This is a genomic window from Janthinobacterium sp. SUN176 (assembly GCF_030587335.1).
GTDB lineage: Bacteria > Pseudomonadota > Gammaproteobacteria > Burkholderiales > Burkholderiaceae_D > Janthinobacterium > Janthinobacterium kumbetense.
Genome location: NZ_JAPWIA010000001.1, coordinates 3,683,775 through 3,701,408, shown reverse-complemented (window position 1 = coordinate 3,701,408; position 17,634 = coordinate 3,683,775). Strand labels below are relative to the sequence as shown.

Annotated in this window: 22 protein-coding genes; 11 read left to right on the top strand and 11 right to left on the bottom strand. The window is 63.4% G+C overall.

From position 1 onward, the window contains the following. Nucleotides 1-18: 18 nt before the first annotated feature. The 7 genes from glyQ to miaB all read right to left on the bottom strand — a co-directional run bounded on the left by glyQ (nt 19) and on the right by miaB (nt 6,980). Nucleotides 19-936 (bottom strand): glycine--tRNA ligase subunit alpha, encoded by a 918-nt coding sequence (glyQ, locus tag O3299_RS16725; protein ID WP_034780177.1) that lies wholly within the window; start codon nt 934-936, stop codon nt 19-21. Between the two features lie 147 nt (nt 937-1,083). Next, nucleotides 1,084-2,601: an apolipoprotein N-acyltransferase gene (lnt, locus tag O3299_RS16720; protein WP_305062745.1), complete on the bottom strand. Its 1,518-nt coding sequence runs from the start codon at nt 2,599-2,601 to the stop codon at nt 1,084-1,086. A 79-nt stretch (nt 2,602-2,680) separates the two neighbouring features. Continuing rightward, nucleotides 2,681-3,559: an HlyC/CorC family transporter gene (locus tag O3299_RS16715; protein WP_071075558.1), complete on the bottom strand. Its 879-nt coding sequence runs from the start codon at nt 3,557-3,559 to the stop codon at nt 2,681-2,683. 117 nt (nt 3,560-3,676) lie between these two features. Then, nucleotides 3,677-4,099, bottom strand: coding sequence for a DUF4259 domain-containing protein (locus O3299_RS16710; RefSeq protein ID WP_099666558.1), 423 nt, complete (start codon nt 4,097-4,099; stop codon nt 3,677-3,679). A gap of 4 nt (nt 4,100-4,103) precedes the next feature. Then, nucleotides 4,104-4,568, bottom strand: coding sequence for an rRNA maturation RNase YbeY (gene ybeY / locus O3299_RS16705; RefSeq protein WP_305053992.1), 465 nt, complete (start codon nt 4,566-4,568; stop codon nt 4,104-4,106). Beyond that, a complete protein-coding gene (locus tag O3299_RS16700; protein ID WP_099666560.1) occupies nt 4,552-5,616 on the bottom strand; it encodes a PhoH family protein in 1,065 nt (354 codons plus the stop codon). The genes ybeY and O3299_RS16700 overlap by 17 nt, the downstream gene beginning before the upstream one ends. Next, nucleotides 5,613-6,980 (bottom strand): tRNA (N6-isopentenyl adenosine(37)-C2)-methylthiotransferase MiaB, encoded by a 1,368-nt coding sequence (gene miaB, locus O3299_RS16695; protein ID WP_305062744.1) that lies wholly within the window; start codon nt 6,978-6,980, stop codon nt 5,613-5,615. Before miaB ends, O3299_RS16700 begins: the two co-directional genes overlap by 4 nt. 687 nt (nt 6,981-7,667) lie before the next feature. On the opposite strand from miaB, the gene O3299_RS16690 reads away from it, so the two are divergent. Further along, complete coding sequence (locus tag O3299_RS16690) at nt 7,668-7,994, top strand: hypothetical protein (RefSeq protein WP_034746769.1); 327 nt, start codon at nt 7,668-7,670, stop codon at nt 7,992-7,994. A gap of 141 nt (nt 7,995-8,135) precedes the next feature. Here O3299_RS16690 and O3299_RS16685 read toward each other — a convergent pair whose 3' ends face one another. Both O3299_RS16685 and O3299_RS16680 read right to left on the bottom strand, forming a co-directional pair. After that, nucleotides 8,136-8,981 (bottom strand): HDOD domain-containing protein, encoded by an 846-nt coding sequence (locus tag O3299_RS16685; protein ID WP_289903568.1) that lies wholly within the window; start codon nt 8,979-8,981, stop codon nt 8,136-8,138. Beyond that, nucleotides 8,978-9,316, bottom strand: coding sequence for a hypothetical protein (locus O3299_RS16680; RefSeq protein WP_305062743.1), 339 nt, complete (start codon nt 9,314-9,316; stop codon nt 8,978-8,980). Before O3299_RS16680 ends, O3299_RS16685 begins: the two co-directional genes overlap by 4 nt. Nucleotides 9,317-9,517: 201 nt before the next feature. On the opposite strand from O3299_RS16680, the gene O3299_RS16675 reads away from it, so the two are divergent. The 4 genes from O3299_RS16675 to O3299_RS16660 are packed head-to-tail and all read left to right on the top strand — an operon-like array spanning nt 9,518 to nt 12,275. Further along, nucleotides 9,518-11,095 carry a sensor histidine kinase gene (locus O3299_RS16675; protein WP_305062742.1) on the top strand — a complete coding sequence of 526 codons (1,578 nt, stop codon included), beginning with the start codon at nt 9,518-9,520 and terminating at the stop codon, nt 11,093-11,095. Between the two features lie 15 nt (nt 11,096-11,110). After that, on the top strand, nt 11,111-11,698 hold the full coding sequence (locus tag O3299_RS16670) for a DUF1697 domain-containing protein (RefSeq protein ID WP_305062741.1): 588 nt from the start codon (nt 11,111-11,113) through the stop codon (nt 11,696-11,698). Next, nucleotides 11,698-12,099: a DUF3224 domain-containing protein gene (locus tag O3299_RS16665; RefSeq protein WP_305062740.1), complete on the top strand. Its 402-nt coding sequence runs from the start codon at nt 11,698-11,700 to the stop codon at nt 12,097-12,099. Before O3299_RS16670 ends, O3299_RS16665 begins: the two co-directional genes overlap by 1 nt. Then, nucleotides 12,096-12,275 (top strand): hypothetical protein, encoded by a 180-nt coding sequence (locus tag O3299_RS16660; RefSeq protein ID WP_099666566.1) that lies wholly within the window; start codon nt 12,096-12,098, stop codon nt 12,273-12,275. Before O3299_RS16665 ends, O3299_RS16660 begins: the two co-directional genes overlap by 4 nt. Before the next feature lie 97 nt (nt 12,276-12,372). Here O3299_RS16660 and O3299_RS16655 read toward each other — a convergent pair whose 3' ends face one another. Continuing rightward, on the bottom strand, nt 12,373-12,774 hold the full coding sequence (locus tag O3299_RS16655; RefSeq protein WP_305062739.1) for a hypothetical protein: 402 nt from the start codon (nt 12,772-12,774) through the stop codon (nt 12,373-12,375). Between the two features lie 332 nt (nt 12,775-13,106). Between O3299_RS16655 and O3299_RS16650 the strand changes: the two genes are divergently transcribed. The 4 genes from O3299_RS16650 to O3299_RS16635 are packed head-to-tail and all read left to right on the top strand — an operon-like array spanning nt 13,107 to nt 15,237. After that, nucleotides 13,107-13,460, top strand: coding sequence for a helix-turn-helix transcriptional regulator (locus O3299_RS16650; RefSeq protein WP_035822023.1), 354 nt, complete (start codon nt 13,107-13,109; stop codon nt 13,458-13,460). A gap of 8 nt (nt 13,461-13,468) precedes the next feature. Next, nucleotides 13,469-13,894 (top strand): YeeE/YedE family protein, encoded by a 426-nt coding sequence (locus O3299_RS16645; RefSeq protein ID WP_305062738.1) that lies wholly within the window; start codon nt 13,469-13,471, stop codon nt 13,892-13,894. An 8-nt stretch (nt 13,895-13,902) separates the two neighbouring features. Then, entirely contained in the window at nt 13,903-14,334 is a 432-nt protein-coding gene (locus O3299_RS16640) for a YeeE/YedE family protein (protein ID WP_289917240.1), read from the top strand. A 45-nt stretch (nt 14,335-14,379) separates the two neighbouring features. Beyond that, a complete protein-coding gene (locus O3299_RS16635; protein WP_305058707.1) occupies nt 14,380-15,237 on the top strand; it encodes a ChaN family lipoprotein in 858 nt (285 codons plus the stop codon). A 17-nt stretch (nt 15,238-15,254) separates the two neighbouring features. Here O3299_RS16635 and O3299_RS16630 read toward each other — a convergent pair whose 3' ends face one another. Continuing rightward, a complete protein-coding gene (locus O3299_RS16630; protein ID WP_251350313.1) occupies nt 15,255-16,082 on the bottom strand; it encodes an IclR family transcriptional regulator C-terminal domain-containing protein in 828 nt (275 codons plus the stop codon). Nucleotides 16,083-16,248: 166 nt separating this feature from the next. Here O3299_RS16630 and O3299_RS16625 point away from each other — a divergent pair, with 166 nt between their 5' ends. Together O3299_RS16625 and O3299_RS16620 are read left to right on the top strand one after the other, a co-directional pair. Beyond that, on the top strand, nt 16,249-16,947 hold the full coding sequence (locus O3299_RS16625) for a 3-oxoacid CoA-transferase subunit A (RefSeq protein WP_077408447.1): 699 nt from the start codon (nt 16,249-16,251) through the stop codon (nt 16,945-16,947). A gap of 10 nt (nt 16,948-16,957) precedes the next feature. Beyond that, nucleotides 16,958-17,599, top strand: coding sequence for a 3-oxoacid CoA-transferase subunit B (locus O3299_RS16620; protein WP_305062737.1), 642 nt, complete (start codon nt 16,958-16,960; stop codon nt 17,597-17,599). Nucleotides 17,600-17,634 lie beyond the last annotated feature (35 nt).

The window sequence follows — 17,634 nt, the reverse complement described above, 5'->3', positions numbered from 1 at the left end:
GGTGTATGAGCTAGGCGATCAAGCGGCGGCGGGTTGGTCTGCGGCGGGCAGCATCGGGAAACCGAGGCGCTCGCGCGAGTCGTAATACGCTTGCGCCACCAGGCGCGACAGGGTGCGCACGCGGCCGATGTAGGCGGCGCGTTCCGTCACCGAGATGGCGCCGCGCGCATCTAACATATTGAAGCTGTGCGAGGCCTTCATGATCTTCTCGTAGGCGGGCAGGGTCAGTTGCAGCTCGATCAGGCGCTTCGCTTCCGCTTCGTAGTTGCCGAACTGTTCGAACAGCAGGTCCGTATTCGCGTGCTCGAAGTTGTAGGTCGACTGCTCCACCTCGTTCTGGTGGAAGACGTCGCCGTAGGTCAGCTTTTTCGTGACCCCGTTCTCTTCCCACTCGGTCCACACCAGGTCATACACGTTTTCCACGCCTTGCAGGTACATGGCCAGGCGTTCGATGCCGTAGGTGATTTCGCCCAGCACGGGCTTGCAATCGAGGCCGCCCACTTGCTGGAAGTAGGTAAATTGGGTCACTTCCATGCCGTTCAGCCAGACTTCCCAGCCCAGGCCCCAGGCGCCCAGGGTCGGGCTTTCCCAGTCGTCTTCGACGAAGCGCACGTCATTCTGCTTCAAATCCAGGCCCAGCGCGGCCAAGGAACCCAGATACAGGTCGAGGATGTTTTCCGGCGCGGGCTTGAGCACCACCTGATACTGGTAATAGTGCTGCATGCGGTTCGGATTTTCGCCATAGCGGCCATCTTTCGGGCGGCGCGACGGCTGCACATACGCGGCGCGCCAAGGCTCCGGGCCGATCGCGCGCAGGAAGGTACCGGTGTGGAAGGTGCCGGCGCCGACTTCCATGTCGTAAGGCTGGAGCAGGGCGCAACCTTGCTTGTCCCAATAGGTTTGCAAGGTCAGGATAATTTGTTGAAATGTGAGCATCGTATGAGTTCGCCGCGCGGGAGGCTGCGCTTTGTTAAGGTTTGCTTGAAGCCCGGACGCATGCTTGGAAGCTCGTCCGGGCCGGAGTTTTGCTAATTTTAGCGGTTTTTACGGGCCCACTGTGACTCTTCGGGCAATATCGGCCGCTTATTGCTGCGCGGTGCGGCCACGGCGGGCGGCGCGCGACAGCAGGAAGGCCGTCAGCAGGGCCAGCGCGGCCAGGGCCAGCACCAGTTTGTTGCCGTAAAGAATGTATGGCGTCATGCCGCCCATGCCTTGCACCTTGGCCGCCAGGGTGGCTTGCTGTTCCGGCGGCAGCAGGCTTTGCACCACGCCCTTGCCGTCGATGACGGCGGTGGCGCCCGTATTCGTCGAGCGCAGCATCGGGCGGCCCGTTTCCAGGCTGCGCATCTGCGAGATCTGCAGATGCTGCGGGATGGCGATCGAATCGCCAAACCAGGCCAGGTTCGAGATATTGAGCAGCACGGACGCCGACTGCTTGCCGCTGCGGTGGGCGCTGGCCAGCTGGCCGGCGATTTCCTCGCCAAACAGGTCTTCGTAGCAGATATTCGGCAGCACCAGCTGGTCGCGCACGGCCAAAGGCGCTTGCACCTCGGCGCCGCGGCCCATGTCGCCCAGCGGGATGGCCATCATGGCGACAAACCAGTGCAGGCCGGGCGGCACGAATTCGCCGAACGGCACCAGGTGGTGCTTGCGGTACTGGTAGTACGGTCCCGGCGTGCCGTTGGGCGTGATCCCCACGGCTGCATTGTAGAAGCGCTGCTGCTCGTCGAGCACGGGCATGCCGACCAAAATCGAGCTGCCCGTTTGCTGCGCATACGTCGCCAGGCTATCCAGATAGCCGGGCGGCAGCTGGTGCGGCAGCACGGTGACGGCCGTTTCCGGCGTGGCGATCAGGTCGGCCGGCGCGCTGGTGATGGCGCTTTGGTACATCTGCAGGGCGCCCAGCACGAAGCCGGGGTCGAATTTCTGCTGCTGCGGCACATTGCCCTGCAGCAGGCGCACCGTGATCGGGCGTCCGACCGGGTGCGTCCACGCCACGTACTGCAAGCCGATGCCGGCCGCGTACAGCGTGATCACGCCGCCCAGCGCGAACCAGCGCGTGCGATGCGTGAGCAAGAGCAGGGCGCCGGCCGACAGCGCCGCCAGCCAGCCCAGGCCATACGACCCAACGATGGGGGCAAAGCCGGCCAGCGGGCTGGCATTGTGGGCGTAACCGGTAGCCAGCCACGGGAAACCCGTAAACAGCCAGCCGCGCGTCCATTCGAACAGGGTCCAGGTCGCGGGCAGCACCAGCAGGGTCATGGCGGGCAGGGACAGCACCCAGCGCTGGCGCAGCCAGGCGGCCGCGCCCATGGCCAGGGCCACGTAAATGGCCATCAGGAGGGCTAGCAGGGCCACGGCGACGGCGGCGATCGGCGCGGCCATGTCGCCATAGCGGTGCATGGAGATGTACAGCCAGTGCGTGCCGGCCGCGCACCAGCCGAAGCCGTAGGCCCAGCCGATCAGCGCGCCGCCCTTGACGCTGGACGAACGCAGCACCTGGTAGAACAGCACGCCCAGGCTGAGGATTTGCAGCGGCCAGTAGCCGAAAGGGGCGAACGCCAGCACGGCGACGGCGCCGGCGATGGCGGCAGTCAGCATGCGCGCCCAGGTGCTGCGGGGCGGTTTGGCGGGGGCGTTGGGGTCAGCGCGTCTGAAACGCATTTACAGCACGCGCATGTCAGAGTTCCAGTTCCGGCACATTGGGCAGGCGCTCGACGAGCAGCACGTGCACCTGGCGCGCATCGGCGCGCAGCACCTCGAAGCGCAAATTGCCCAGGTCGAAAATATCGCCCTTGTGCGCCATGCGGCCCAGGTACTTCGACACGAGGCCGCCGATGGTGTCGACGTCGTCGTCCACCAGGTGGCTGCCCACTTCTTCGTTGAACTGCTCGATCTCGGTCAGCGCCTTGACGCGCCAGCGGGGGCCGAACTGGCCTTCCTTGAGCGACAGGATGTTGTCCTCGGCTTCGTCGAAGTCGTATTCATCCTCGATATCGCCGACGATCTGTTCCAGCACGTCTTCGATGGTGATCAGGCCGGCGACGCCGCTGTATTCATCGACGACGATGGCCATATGATTGTGGTTGGCGCGGAAATCGCGCAGCAGCACATTCAGGCGTTTCGATTCGGGGATGAAGATGGCGGGGCGCAGCATGTCGCGGACGTCGAAAGTTTCTTCTGCGTAATAACGCAGCAAGTCTTTCGCCAGCAGGATGCCGATGACCTTGTCGCGCTCGCCTTCGATCGCGGGGAAGCGCGAGTGGGCGGTGGACAGGACTTCCGGCATCCATTCCTCGATCGGCTTGCTGATGTCGATGACATCCATTTGCGAGCGGGGAATCATGATGTCGCGCGCACAGAGATCCGATACCTGAAACACGCCTTCGATCATCGACAGGGCGTCGGCGTCGATCAGCTTGCGTTCATGCGCATCGTGTAGAACATCGAGCAATTCTGCACGGTTCTCTGGCTCGGGGGAAATGAGTGCGGTCAGGCGTTCAAACAGTGACCGGTGGGGCTTGACGTCAGTTCTGACGCCACTAGGGTGCTCGGGCATAGGAGGCGTGAGCCGTTGTTGCGAAGGGATATAGGATACACCAAAAGTGGGGGAATACCGGATTTCCCCGCTTTTGATGCAAATTTAATACGTCGAAGTGCGCCGTTGCCCGATGTTTTACGCGGCGTCCGGGCCCAGCACGCGCGCGCGCAGGGCCGCCACGTCGGCCTGCCAGTCGGCGAAATGCTCGCTGTCCTGCCACAGCTGACGCAGTTCCGACGACTCGGCCGTGATGCGCTCGAAGGCCAGGCGCGCCTTGTCCAGCAGCGGCGGCGTCACCTTCTTCTTGCAGGCGGCCACCCACTCGTCCACTTCCGCCGTGGCCGGGTCGTCCTCGCCCGGCTTGCCCAGCAGGCGCGCGATCACTTCCAGCGCGGCCAGCGCTTCGGCGGCGAACGGCGCTTCCAGCTCCGCTTCCTGGCTGTCGATGACGTTGTCGAGCGTCGTCTCGACCAGTTCCAGGGTTTTATATTCGTGCAAGTCCTGCGCCCAATCCATGGCGTAGTCGTTGCCGAAGGCGTCAGTGGCCCAGGTTCCCATGGTCTTACTCCTTGTACGGGTCGGTGATGCCGAGCTTGGCCAGGATGTCCGTTTCCAGGCCCTCCATTTCGGTGGCTTCTTCGTCATCCATGTGGTCGTAGCCCTGCGCATGCAGCACGCCGTGCACGATCAGATGGGCAGTGTGTTCTTCCACGCTTTTCTTCTGTTCCGCCGCTTCCTTTTCCAGCACGTCGGTGCACAGGATGATGTCGGCGCGCGTCGGCTCGTCGTCACCGAGTTCTTCGCCTTCGTTGTAGGCGAACGTCAGCACGTTGGTGGCGTAGTCCTTTTCGCGGTAATCGCGGTTCAAGGTACGGCCTTCTTCCGCGTCGACGAAGCGGATGGTGAATTCTGCGGGGGCGAACAGGGCCGCCTTGACCCAGCGGCGCACTTTCGGGCGCGTGATCAGGGTTTCCAGGCGGGCGTCCGGATATTGCACGGACAGGGACAGTTTATTTTTTTCGGACATTTTTGGCGGCAGCTGGTTTCAACAAGGGGAGTAACTGGGCGGCGTCGGCGTTGGCCGCCTGCGCCGTTTCATAGGCGTCGACGATGCGCGCGACGAGCGGATGGCGCACCACGTCGGTGCTGTTAAATTGCGTGAAGCCGATGCCGCGCACGTCTTTCAATACGTGCACGGCGTCGATCAGGCCGCTCGTCTGGCTCTTGTGCAGGTCGACTTGCGTGACGTCGCCCGTCACCACGGCCTTGCTGCCGAAGCCGATGCGCGTCAAAAACATCTTCATCTGTTCGACGGTGGTGTTTTGCGCCTCGTCAAGGATGACGAAGGCGTGGTTCAGGGTGCGTCCGCGCATGTAGGCCAGAGGGGCGATCTCGATCACCTGTTTTTCAAACAGTTTTTGCGTGCGGTCAAAGCCCAGCAAATCATACAGCGCATCGTAGAGGGGACGCAGATACGGGTCGACCTTTTGCGCCAGGTCACCCGGCAGGAAGCCCAGGCGTTCGCCCGCTTCGACGGCGGGGCGCGTCAAAATGATGCGCTTGACGGCGTCGCGTTCGAGCGCGTCGACGGCGCAGGCGACGGCCAGGTAGGTTTTGCCCGTGCCTGCCGGGCCGACGCCGAAGCTGATGTCGTGCTCGAGGATGTCGCGCAGGTAGGCGATCTGGTGCGGCGTGCGCCCGCGCAGGTCGGCGCGCCGCGTTTTCAGCACGGGGCTGGCGATGTCCGGCTCGACGAAGGTGCTGACGGGTGCGTTGGCGTGGTGTTCCGAGGCGGCGGACAGGCCCGCGCGCTGTTCCACCAGGGCCAGCTGCACTTCTTCCAGCGGCACGACCTTGTTGGCGATGGCGTAGAACTGTTCGAGGATTTCCACGGCGCGTTCGGCATTGCTGCCGCCGACGATGAATTTCTCGCCACGGCGGAAGATCGTCACGTCGAGGGCGGCGGAAATCTGGCGCAGGTTTTCATCGAGGGGGCCGCACAGGTGCGCCAGGCGCGTGTTGTCGAGCGGCTCGGGGATGAAGTAATGCGGCTGTATCGGGGCTTTGGTTTTCAACTGGCTCTTTTCAATGCGGGTGCGCTGGCGACGAGTTCGCCGCGCAGGGTGTAGGAATGGCTTTCGGTGATGCGCACGTCGACCAGCTGGCCGATCAATTGCAAGCCGTCGGGGCCGGCGTCGAAATTGACCACGCGGTTGTTTTCCGTGCGGCCTTGCAGTTCGCGATCTATCGTATCCTTTTTCGAACGGCCTTCGACGAGGATGGTTTGCACGGTGCCGACCATGGCCAGGCTGTATTTGCGCGTGTTGGCGTCGATGGCCGCCTGCAACTGTTGCAAGCGAGCCAGTTTGACGTCATGCGGCGTGTCGTCTTCCAGGTTGGCGGCTGGCGTGCCGGGGCGCTTGCTGAAGATGAAGCTGTAGCTGTTGTCGAAGCCCACGTCGGCGATCAGCTTCATCATGGCGTCGAAGTCGGCCTGGGTCTCGCCGGGGAAACCGACGATGAAGTCGGACGAAATGGCCATGTTCGGGCGCACGGCGCGGATGCGGCGGATGATGGATTTGTATTCGAGGCCCGTGTAGCCGCGCTTCATGGCGCCCAGCACCTTATCGGAACCGTGCTGCGCGGGCAAATACAGGTGGTCGACCAGCTGCGGGATCTTCGCATAGGCGTCGATCAGGCGCTGCGTGAATTCCTTCGGGTGGCTGGTGACGAAGCGCATGCGCGCGATGCCGGGGATGTCGGCCACGTATTCGAGCAGCAGGGCGAAGTCGGCAATGTCTCCGCCTTCCATCGCGCCACGGTAGGCGTTGACGTTTTGCCCCAGCAGGGTGATTTCCTTGACGCCCTGGGCGGCCAGGCCCGCCACTTCCGTCAGCACGTCCTCGAAGCGGCGCGACACTTCCTCGCCGCGCGTGTAGGGCACGACGCAGTAGCTGCAATATTTGCTGCAGCCTTCCATGATGGACACGAACGCCGAGGCGCCTTCCACCTTGGCTGGCGGCATGTGGTCGAACTTTTCGATTTCCGGGAAGCTGATGTCCACTTGCGCGTCGCCGCTGGCGCGGCGCAGTTCGATCATCTGCGGCAGGCGGTGCAGGGTTTGCGGGCCGAAGACCATGTCGACATACGGCGCGCGCTTGACGATGGCGTCGCCTTCCTGCGACGCCACGCAGCCGCCCACGCCGATCAGCAGGTGCGGCTTGGCCAGTTTCAGCTCGCGCAGGCGGCCCAGGTCGGAAAACACTTTTTCCTGCGCCTTTTCGCGCACGGAGCAGGTATTGAGCAGGATCACATCGGCATCTTCCGGCGTGTCGGTGCGCACCAGGCCATCGGAGGCGCCCAGCACGTCGGCCATCTTGTCCGAGTCGTACTCGTTCATCTGGCAGCCGAAGGTTTTAATGAATACTTTTTTCTGCATGGCGTCGGGTGCTTATCGGTAAATGTGGCGGCAAATAAGTGGGACAAATAATGGAGCAAATCAGTGTGGCTGCAAATAAGCTGGGCAGGGGGCTTGCGCTGTGCGCCGCTCGGGGCGGGAGGCGGTGGATGACCGGCCGGGCGCCTCTGGCTGCCCGGCGGCAGGCTCGCTGCAAGTTCAGGCCATAGTTTAGCGTAAATCGCCGGGGCGGGCCATGTTGTGCTTACCTTGCCGACAAGGTTGTCGCCTGTATATGTGGCCCTGCGTCGTGATGCCCAAAAGCATTTATTGCCGTGTGACACCATTGATTTGTAACAAGTTGCTGCAAAGCCTTGTGTGCGCCCGCTGGCATCCTAATGTGTTGAAATAGCATCGTTGCCAAGCCAACCAGCAGCTTGATTGATATTTAACAATCAGGAAGTTTGCGCGAGGCGCAGATGCCGCGTGTTTGGGCTAGTATATTGCCTTATATGCAATTCATTTCAGTGAATTGCACGTGCTTTTACTCACGCGGCAAATTGCGTACGTTGGCTGGGCGTGGCTGTGCGAGTCCTGTGCAGGCAGTGCGATACGGAGGAAAGGCGGGGGAGGGCTGAATCCGATGGACAGACGTTTATTTGAACACTCTAAGCCAGCCTTAAGTTCGTATCGGCATTATTTTCTACATTCACCAGACGAGGAAAAATCATGGCACATCATGCATTAGCATCGCAAGAGAGTTACAACCCGAACCACCTGCTGGATATTCTGCTGAGCAAGATGCAGCTGAAAAACGATGCAGCCCTGTCGCGTCTGCTCGAAGTGGCGCCACCCGTCATCAGCAAGATCCGCCATCACCGCTTGCCGGTCGGCGCCTCGCTGCTGATCCGCATGCACGAAGTGACGGGCATGAGCATCCGTGACCTGCGCGACTTGATGGGCGACCGCCGCACCAAGTATCGTCTGTCCGACGCCCAGGGCCGTCCAAAAGCGGAAGACCGCGGCGATGCGCAAGAATCGAATTACGCGCACTGATGCGGCGGTGGCGCGCTGACTGTGCCGCTTGCGTAACTGCTGGCGGCAACAGGCCGGCGTGGACCGGGCAGCATGGACACACCGCAGTACCCTTGACGGCTTTCGCTTCGCAGCGAGAGCCGTTTGCGTTTGCGGCCATGTTTAGCTCAGCAGTGCCGAGGTGATTTCGTCATAGCGCAGTTCCGTCTCGCGGAACAGTTGCAGATACGTGTCTTCGCCCAGGCCCAGCGCGTCCCAGGCTACCGGCGAGACGCGCGGCACCATGTCGTCGCCCGCCTGCGCCAGGTCGAGCGCGCAGACGACGGCATTGGCCACGTGGATCAGCGATGCGAGAAAGCCTGCTCCCGGCGTGTCCGGCTGCAGATAGTTGCCCAGCGCCAGGCGCATCGTGTCGGAAAAATTCCAGTGTTCGGCCAGCGCCACGCCGGCTTGCACGTGATCCACGCCCAGTACGGCTTGCTCCGCTTCGAGCAGGCTGCAATCGTGCGCCGCCTGGTGCGCGATGACTTGCGCATAGTGCGCGGGAAAACTGCTGACCAGCACCAGGCGGCCGATGTTGTGCAGCAAGCCAGCCGTGAACGCGTAATCCTGGTTGAAGCGGATTTGCCGCGCCAGCACCTTGGCGCAGGCGGCCGTCGCCACCGAATGGCGCCAGAAGGCCTTGTCGTCGAAACCGGGACAGCGTCCTTCCGGGAAGCAACCCGTGATGGCCGCCGACGTGATCAGGCTGCGCGTGGTCTGGAAGCCCAGGTAGGTGATCGCCTGCTGGATGGTGGTGGCTTTCACTTGCAAGCCATATTGCGAGGAGTTGGCCAGGCGCAGGGTTTTCGCCGTCAGCGCCTGGTCGTACGATACTTTTTTGGCCAGCACGGAAATATCGACGTCTTCCTGGTCGATGCTGTTCAATAGTTCCATGACGACGGCGGGCAGCGATGGCAAGTCGTCGAGGTGGGCGACGATATCGTCGAGCGTCAGCTGGGTGCTCATGCTGCCTCTCCCGTGCCCAGGCGGTAAGCCGTGACATAGCTGCGCAGCAAGGTGGTGGTCGCATCCAGGGGATCCTCGGGGTCATGCTTGCGGAACAGGTAGGCCAGTCGTTCGCTGTCGGCCGCCTGTTGCGCGGCGATTTCTTCGGGCGAGGGGGGAGGCGCCTGGATCGGCAGCATGTCGATGTTGTGGCGCGGCATCAGGGCCAGCATGTTTTCCGTCAGTACCGCGCCTTGCGGCAACAGCACTTGTCCATGCGCATCGAGCAAGACATCCGACAAGACCATGCCAGGACGAACTTGTTCCAGGGGTAGATGTTGATGCATGACCGCCATGACGACTCCTTAGATGATTGCGGGATATTACCATTGCCATGACGCAATGTCTCAACCTGTATCAAGGCCTGGTGGAAAACGGCATTGCTGTAAATCTTGCCAATAAGCATGTCATACCGTACATTTGATTCAGGCTGTTGTCCGCTGACGTCACTGCGCCCGCGCCGCGGGCTGGCGGCCTGGCCCGGGGAGTGTTGATTGATGGTGAGTATCCAAGTCCGGCTGACCCTGCTTTTTGTCGTGATCGTCACCCTGGTGCTGGGCATTTCGGGTAGCTATACCCAATATACCTTGAGCAAGGAACTCGAATCGGGCAGCGCGCGCCTGCGCAGCGGCGTGCTCACGCGCTTGCAGACCAGCTTGCCGTCCGCCCTGTGGGATCTCGACAAATCCAAGGTCGACAGCATCGTCGCGGCCGAAATGCTGCCGCCGGAACTGGTCGGCATCCGCGTCTACGACGCCTCCGTCGGCCTGTTCGCGGGCGAAGTGCGCGACGCGGCCGGCACCCTGGTGCCTTTGACCTCCGATGTGGCCATGGGCGGCACGCCCGTCGAGGCGCCGCTGGTGTTCCGCGACGCCGTGGCCGCGGCCACGGGCGGCAAGCCGGTGATCGTCGGCAAGGTCATCGTCAATTTCAGCCGTGCCCAGATCGATGCGGCCCTGCGCGGCGAAGTGCGGCGCAAGGTGCTGGAAGTGTTGCTACTTGACATCATTTTGGTGGGCGCCCTGGCGCTGAGCCTGCGCATCGTCTTTGGCCCCTTGAAACAGTTGCGCGACGGCTTGTTCGACCTGGCCACGCGCGGCAGCGATGACGTCGAAGAGCTGCCGGAAAACCGGCGCGACGAGCTGGGCGACGTGATCCGCGGCTTCAATGCCGTGCAGCGCAAGCTCAAGTCCATCATCGAGGGCAGCCGCGAGGCGGAAGACATGGCGCGCCGCTCGCAGCAGGAGACGGCGCAGGCCATGGACGAGTTGCGCCGGGCGCAGGAATCGTTGCTGCAGTCGGAACGCCTGGCCTCGCTGGGCAGCCTGGTGGCGGGCGTGGCGCATGAAATCAACACCCCGGTCGGCATCGCGCTGACCAGCGCCTCGGTGCTGAAGGAAGCCACCGATGGCATCAGCGCGGCGGTGGCGGGCGGCAGCGTGAAGAAGACCGATATCGTGCGCTACCTGGAAACGGCCGGCGAAAGCGCGCGCCTGATCATGAACAATGCCTACCGCGCCGCGCACCTGATCCACAGCTTCAAGCAGATCGCCGTCGACCAGGTCAGCGAAGCGCGCCGTTTGTTCGAATTGCGCGACTATATCGGCGAAGTCATCTCGAGCCTGCAGCCGACCCTGAAAAAGACGCGCATCCGCGTCGATATCGATTGCCCGCCCGGCATCATGCTCGACAGCTATCCGGGCGCGCTGGCGCAGGTGCTGACCAACCTGGTCCTGAACTGCGTCGAGCACGCCTTCGATGCGGACACGGACGGCCACATCCATATCGGCGTGCACGGCGACAACGACTGGATCGCCATGCAGGTGCGCGACAATGGCCGCGGCATCGCGCCCGACATGCTCGACCGCGTGTTCGACCCGTTTGTCACCACGCGGCGCGGACAGGGCGGCACGGGCCTGGGCTTGAATATCGTATTCAACTTGATTGCCAAGCAGTTTGGCGGCACCATCACGGTCAGCAGCACCTTGGGTCAGGGCGCGACGTTCCTGCTGCGCCTGCCCAAGGTGACGCCATTGCCGGAAGGCGCCGCCAGCGTTCCGGCCGGCCAGGCATAGGCAAGGAGACAACACATGGCACAGATGGAAAATAGTCAGCAAGTGGCGCTTTTGCGCGGGATCAATGTCGGCCGCGCCAAGCGCGTGGCCATGGCCGACCTGCGCAAGCTGCTGGGCGACCTGGGTTTTGCGCAGGTGCGTACCGTGCTCAACAGCGGCAACGTCGTGTATGACGGAGGCAAGGTCGCGCCGGTCGACGCCGCTGCCCGCATCGAGGAAGCGCTGGTGCTGAAACTGGGCGTGGCGGCCCGGGTGACGGTGCTGTCGGCCAGCCAGTTTGCCGAACTGATCGAACAAAACACCCTGGCGCCGGCGGCCGATGCGGCCCGTCTGCTGACCTTGGTGCTGAACAATCCGGCCGACATGCTGCGCCTGGCGCCCCTGGCGCAGCGGCCGTGGCAGCCGGAAGCGCTGGTCCTGGGGCGCTGGGCCGCGTATGCCTGGTGTCCCGACGGCGTGTTGGCCAGCAAGGTGGTGGCGGCGCTGGGCGTGCTGCTCGGCGATGGCGTCACCTCGCGCAACTGGGCCACCATGCAAAAATTACATGTGCTGCTGAACGGGCCGGAGGCGGCCGCCACCTCTTCATTTTCCAAGGAGTACTGATGCCTACCATTCGCGGTACCTTCGACGTCACCATCACCCCGGAAACCTTGTCGGACACGGCCGCGCAATCGGGGCTGGGACGCCTGTCGCTCGACAAGCGCTACCACGGCGCCCTCGACGCCAGTGCGCGGGGCGAGATGCTCAGCGCGCGCGCCAGCGTGGCCGGCTCGGCAGGCTATGTGGCGCTGGAGCGGGTGGAAGGCACGCTGGACGGACGTCACGGCAGCTTTTATTTGCAGCACAGCGGCACGATGACGCGTGGCGCGCCCGCCTTGTCGGTGACGGTGGTGCCCGATACGGGGACGGAGCAATTGCAAGGGCTGTCGGGCAGCCTGGCCATCCGCATCGAAGAGGGCAAGCATTATTATGCTTTCACGTATGAGATTGCTGACGCGCCATGAACTGGGAGATCGTCAAGGGCGTGCTGATATTGCTGGTTGCCGTCAGCGTCCTGGGCACGGCCTTCGTGCTGATTTCCGCCTCGGGCACGGACAAGGCGGCCTGCATCGCACGCGCCCTGAAGTCGGGCATTCCTGTGGGCAATATCGAACGGGTTTGCCGCTTGCTGGACAAGTGAGTATCAAGTGAGCATCAACCCAGGCACGGCAGGCAAAAAAAATTCCGCGCAAGGCGGAATTTTTTTTAAGGCAGCGGCATCGTCTGCCGGAATAGGGTCAGCTATCGAATTTTTCCTGTTTTTCACCGTGCATGCTAAAGGCCAGCAAGCCCAGTCCCACCAGCAACATCGAGACCATGCTCGCTTCGGGCACGGGCGGCGGCACGTTCGTTTGCTGCACGGCCGGGGCCGTGGCGGCTGCGGACGGAGGCAGTGCGCCGTGGCGCGCACCGGTGCTGCTCCAGCGCGGGGCCGCGTTGAGCATGGTGCCCTGCGCCAGCAGGCGCGCATACGGCAAGTCCGGTGTGTCCCAGCCGGGATTGTCGGCAGTGCTGGTGAAACCGAGACTGTCGTCGCTCACGACCTGGGCGTGTGTCGTGGGCGGGGGGCTGGCCGCCGCACTGCCGGCACACGCCGACAGCGCCAGCATGGCCATGCCTAGCGGCTGAAGTAACTTCATCTTTGACTCCCTGGTTCACCGTGCGGTGCGGTCGAAAACCGGCCTGCGCCTGGACGGACAATGCGCCTGTACGGGGGCGTATCACGATTTTTCTGAAGAGCTCTTATTACAGCACAAATCGTGGCAATTTTGCTACGCTTATTTACTTTAAATTACGAATATTTATCATTTTGATAGCGTGATGGCTATCGCTGCCGCACACTTCGCATGAGCACGCTATCGCCGAAAAACACTGTTGTTTTTTTGTGCGAATCGCCAGCAGGAAAACAGTATATTGATTAGTATATTGTTTATCGCATGATGATCAATATGACCGCCTGTGGGAGGGCACGATGGAGACAGTCGCAACACAACACGCCGAATACAACCTCGACGCCATGCGTGGCTCGGCCTACAAGGCCAGCTCGCTGCTCAAGGCCATGGGCAATGCCGACCGATTGATGCTGCTGTGCCAGCTATCGCAGGGCGAGCATTGCGTCAGCGACCTCGAACAAAAAGTGGGCATCGGCCAGCCGACCCTGTCGCAGCAACTGGGCGTGCTGCGCGAAGAGATGCTGGTGGCCACGCGGCGCGACGGCAAGCAGATCTATTACCGCGTCGCCAGCGCGCCCGTGCTGGCCGTGCTGCAAGTGCTGTACGCGCAATTTTGCGCGCCACGCCCCACGTTCAACGACGAAGCGGACTGAGTATTTCCATGCACATCGACTGGCAGCATTTCACGCCGTGGGCCTCGCTGGCCGGCGGCATGCTGATCGGCCTGGCCGCGGCCCTGCTGATCCTGTTCAACGGCCGCATCGCCGGCATCAGCGGCATCCTTGGCGGCTTGCTGCGGCCGCGTCGTGGCGACCTGGCCTGGCGCATCGCCTTTCTTGCCGGCCTGATCGGCACGCCCTTGCTGTATTCGCTGTGGCAAGCCTTGCCGCCCGTGCGGATCGATGCGGGCACGCCCGCCCTGATCGTGGCGGGTTTGCTGGTGGGCGTGGGCGTGCGCTATGGCGCCGGCTGCACCAGCGGCCACGGCGTGTGCGGCCTGTCGCGCCTGTCGCCGCGTTCGCTGGCGGCCACCATCGCCTTCATGGCGGCCGGTTTCCTCACTGTCTATCTGTTGCGCCATCTGTGAGCAAGCTTATGAGCAAGCTGATCCTTTCCCTGTTGAGCGGCCTCGTCTTCGGCCTGGGCCTGATCGTTTCCGGCATGGGCAACCCGGCCAAGGTGCTCGGCTTCCTCGACCTGGCCGGCGCCTGGGACCCGTCGCTGGCGCTGGTGATGGGCGGCGCCATCGGCGTGGCCCTGCCCGCCTTCTGGCTGGCGCGGCGGCGCAGCACGGCGCTGCTGGGCGAACCCATGCAATTGCCAGTATCGCGGCGCATCGACCGGCGCCTGCTGCTGGGCAGCCTGGCCTTTGGCGCGGGCTGGGGCATCGCCGGTTTCTGTCCCGGCCCCGCCCTCGTCTCCCTGCTGGCGGGCCAGCCGAAGGCGTGGCTGTTTACCGGCGCCATGCTGGCCGGCATGCTTGTCTTTGAAGTGCTGGAGCGCCGCAAGCTGCCGGCGCCGGCCTGAGACGGTACAATCTGGCGCATCGCCACTTGAAGATACCCGCCTGACATGAAAACCGTGATTTTCCGCGCCGGCGCGCGCGCCGCCCTGTTGTGCAGCGTGCTGGCGCTGGCCGCCTGCGGCAGCTTGCTGAAGAAAGACGCTCCGCCCGCTCCCGTGCCCGTGGCTGACACCTTGCCCAATCCGCAAGTGTTGCTGCTGGGCGAAGTCCATGACAATGCACAAGGCCAGCGCCTGCGCGTCGAGGAATTGCGCCGCCGCCTGGCGACCGGCTGGCGTCCCGTGATTGTCATGGAACAGTTCGACCGCGAAAACCAGGCCTTGCTGACGCGCGCCGCGCGCGATTGCGCCGACCCCGATTGCATCATCCGCGTGATGGAACAGCCGCGCTGGGACTGGAGCTTGTACCGGCCCGTGCTGGACCTCGTCATCAGCTACCAGCTGAGCCTGGTCGCCGGCAACCTGTCGCCCGCCGACGCCTCGCGCATCGTGCGCGACGGCATCCAGTGGGCCATGCCGCCCGCGATGGTGGCCACGTACCTGGCTGCGCCCGTGCCGGCCGATATCCTGGACGGGCAAGAGAAGGAAGTCCAGGCGGCCCGCTGCAATATGCTGCCCGACATGATGATCAAAGGTGTCGTCAACGCCCAGGTGGCGCGCGATATCTGGATGGCCAAGCTGATCCGCGACCAGGCGCCGCGCGACGTGGTGTTGATCGCCGGCAACGACCACGTGCGCAAGGATATCGGCGTGCCCCGCTGGCTGAAGCTGGCCGACCCGCAGCTGAACGTGCGCAGCATCGGCTACCTGGAGCAGGGCGGCAGCGGCTACAAGGGCACGTTTGACCTGACGCAAACGATGCCCGCGCAACCGCGCCCGGATCCGTGCGCCAAATTCAAGAAATAAGGTTCAAGCAATAAGCGCTACTGCTGCACGCGCACCAGGGCGCTGACCCGGCTTGCCGTATCGAGCAGTTTCGGCAAGCTGTGTTCCAGCAGGTGCGCGACGGACGGCCCCGCCGTCTGGCCGCTGACGTTGATCGCCGCCACCACCTTGCCGGCCCGGTCGAACACGGGCGCGGCCAGGGCGATCAAGCCCTGTTCCAGCTCTTCCTGCACCAGGCACCAGCCCTGGCGCCGCACTTGCGCAATCTCTTCCATCAAGACGTCGATATCGACCTTGGTCGCCGGCGTGATTTTCAGCAGCGCCATCTTCGACAGCCGTTCGCGCAGCACCTCGGGCGCCAGGCCCGCCAGCAAAACCCGTCCCATCGAGGTGCAGTAGGCGGGCAGGCGGCTGCCGATGCCCAGGTTGATCGACATGGTGCGGTGCGCGGACAGGCGCACCACATACACGATGTCGTCGCCGTCGAGCACGGTGGCCGAGCACGACTGGCGCAAGGTCTGCATCAATTCTTCCAGCAGCGGCTGCGCCTGCGTCCACACGGGCAGCGACGACAAATAGGCATAGCCGAGGTCGAGCACCTTCGGCGTCAGGCGAAACAGCCGCCCATCCGCTTCCACGTAGCCAAGATGCAACAAGGTGTGCAGGATGCGCCGCGCGCCCGCGCGCGTCAGCTGCGCCCGCTCGGCCACTTCGCTCAGGGTCTGTTGCGGCGCGTCCGCGCCAAAGCTGCGCAGCACGGCCAGGCCCCGCGCGAACGATTGCACATAGCTGTCGCCAGGACGCGGCGCGCCGTCGGCATCGAGGGTTTCTTCGGCGGAAAGGGGCGTGCTGCTGCGTGCGGTCATGGCGATTCCAATTGGTCAAGGTGGCAATTATAGCCATGGCGCTAGCGAAAACGGCAAATTGACAAGCGCCCCGATCAGGCATATTCTCACGAATAAGTTCTAAATGCGAATATTTGTTCGCTATACGAACAAATGTCTGATGAGTTTGATTTGAAGGGGACAGGCAATGATCGACAAACTGCGTTCCAGCGTGCTTGATGCGCTGGCCGATATCCACGATGGCGCCACCGTCATGATTGGCGGCTTCGGCGGCGCGGGCCAGCCGGCCGAGCTGATCGACGGCTTGATCGCCCAGGGCGCGCGCGACCTCGTCATCGTCAACAACAATGCGGGCAATGGCGACACGGGCTTGGCCGCTCTGCTGAAAAACGGGCAAGTGCGCAAGATCATTTGCTCGTTCCCCCGTCAGGCCGATTCCCACGTGTTCGACGCGCTGTACCGCGCGGGCAAGCTGGAGCTGGAATTGGTGCCGCAGGGTAATCTGGCCGAGCGCATCCGCGCCGCCGGCGCCGGCATCGGCGGCTTTTTCACGCCCACGGGTTACGGTACGGACTTGGCCAAGGGCAAGGAGACGCGCGAGATCGACGGCCGCATGTATGTGTTCGAGTCGCCGATCCACGCCGACTTCGCGCTGATCAAGGCGGAGCAGGGCGACCGCTGGGGCAACCTGACTTACCGCAAGACGGCGCGCAACTTCGGTCCCATCATGGCCATGGCCGCGAAAGTCAGCATTGCTTCCGTGCATGAAGTTGCCGAGCTGGGCAGCATCGATCCCGAGCACGTCATCACGCCGGGCCTGTTCGTGCAGCGCCTGGTGCAAGTGCCGCGCACGGCCACCGGCCCCGCCGGCTTCAAAGCTGCCTGAGGAATATCAAGTGAATAAATGGAATCGAGATCAAATGGCGGCCCGCGTGGCGGCGGACATCCATGAAGGCAATGTCGTCAACCTGGGCATCGGCTTGCCGACCCTGGTGGCGAACCACTTGCCGGCCGGCGCGGACATCATCCTGCACAGCGAAAACGGCGTGATCGGCATGGGCCCCGCGCCCGCGCCGGGCGAGGAAGACTACGACCTGATCAATGCGGGCAAGCAACCCGTTACCCTGCTGGCGGGCGGCAGTTACTTCCACCACGCCGACAGCTTCGCCATGATGCGCGGCGGCCACCTGGACATCTGCGTGCTGGGCGCATTTCAAGTCTCCGCCACGGGCGACCTGGCCAACTGGCACACGGGTGCCCCCGACGCCATTCCCGCCGTGGGCGGGGCCATGGACCTGGCCATCGGCGCGAAAAAAACCTGGGTCATGATGGAATTGCTGACCAAGACGGGTGAAAGCAAGCTGGTGCAGGCCTGCAGCTATCCGCTGACGGGCATCGCCTGCGTCAGCCGCATCTACAGCGACCTGGCCGTGCTCGACCTGTCGCCCGCCGGCGCCACGGTCGTCGAACTGGTGGATGGCTTGAGTTTCGAGCAGTTGCAAGCGTTGACCGCCGTGCCGCTGACGGACGGACGTTAGTTCACCATCAATACGCAAACTACTTTCTTGGAGGA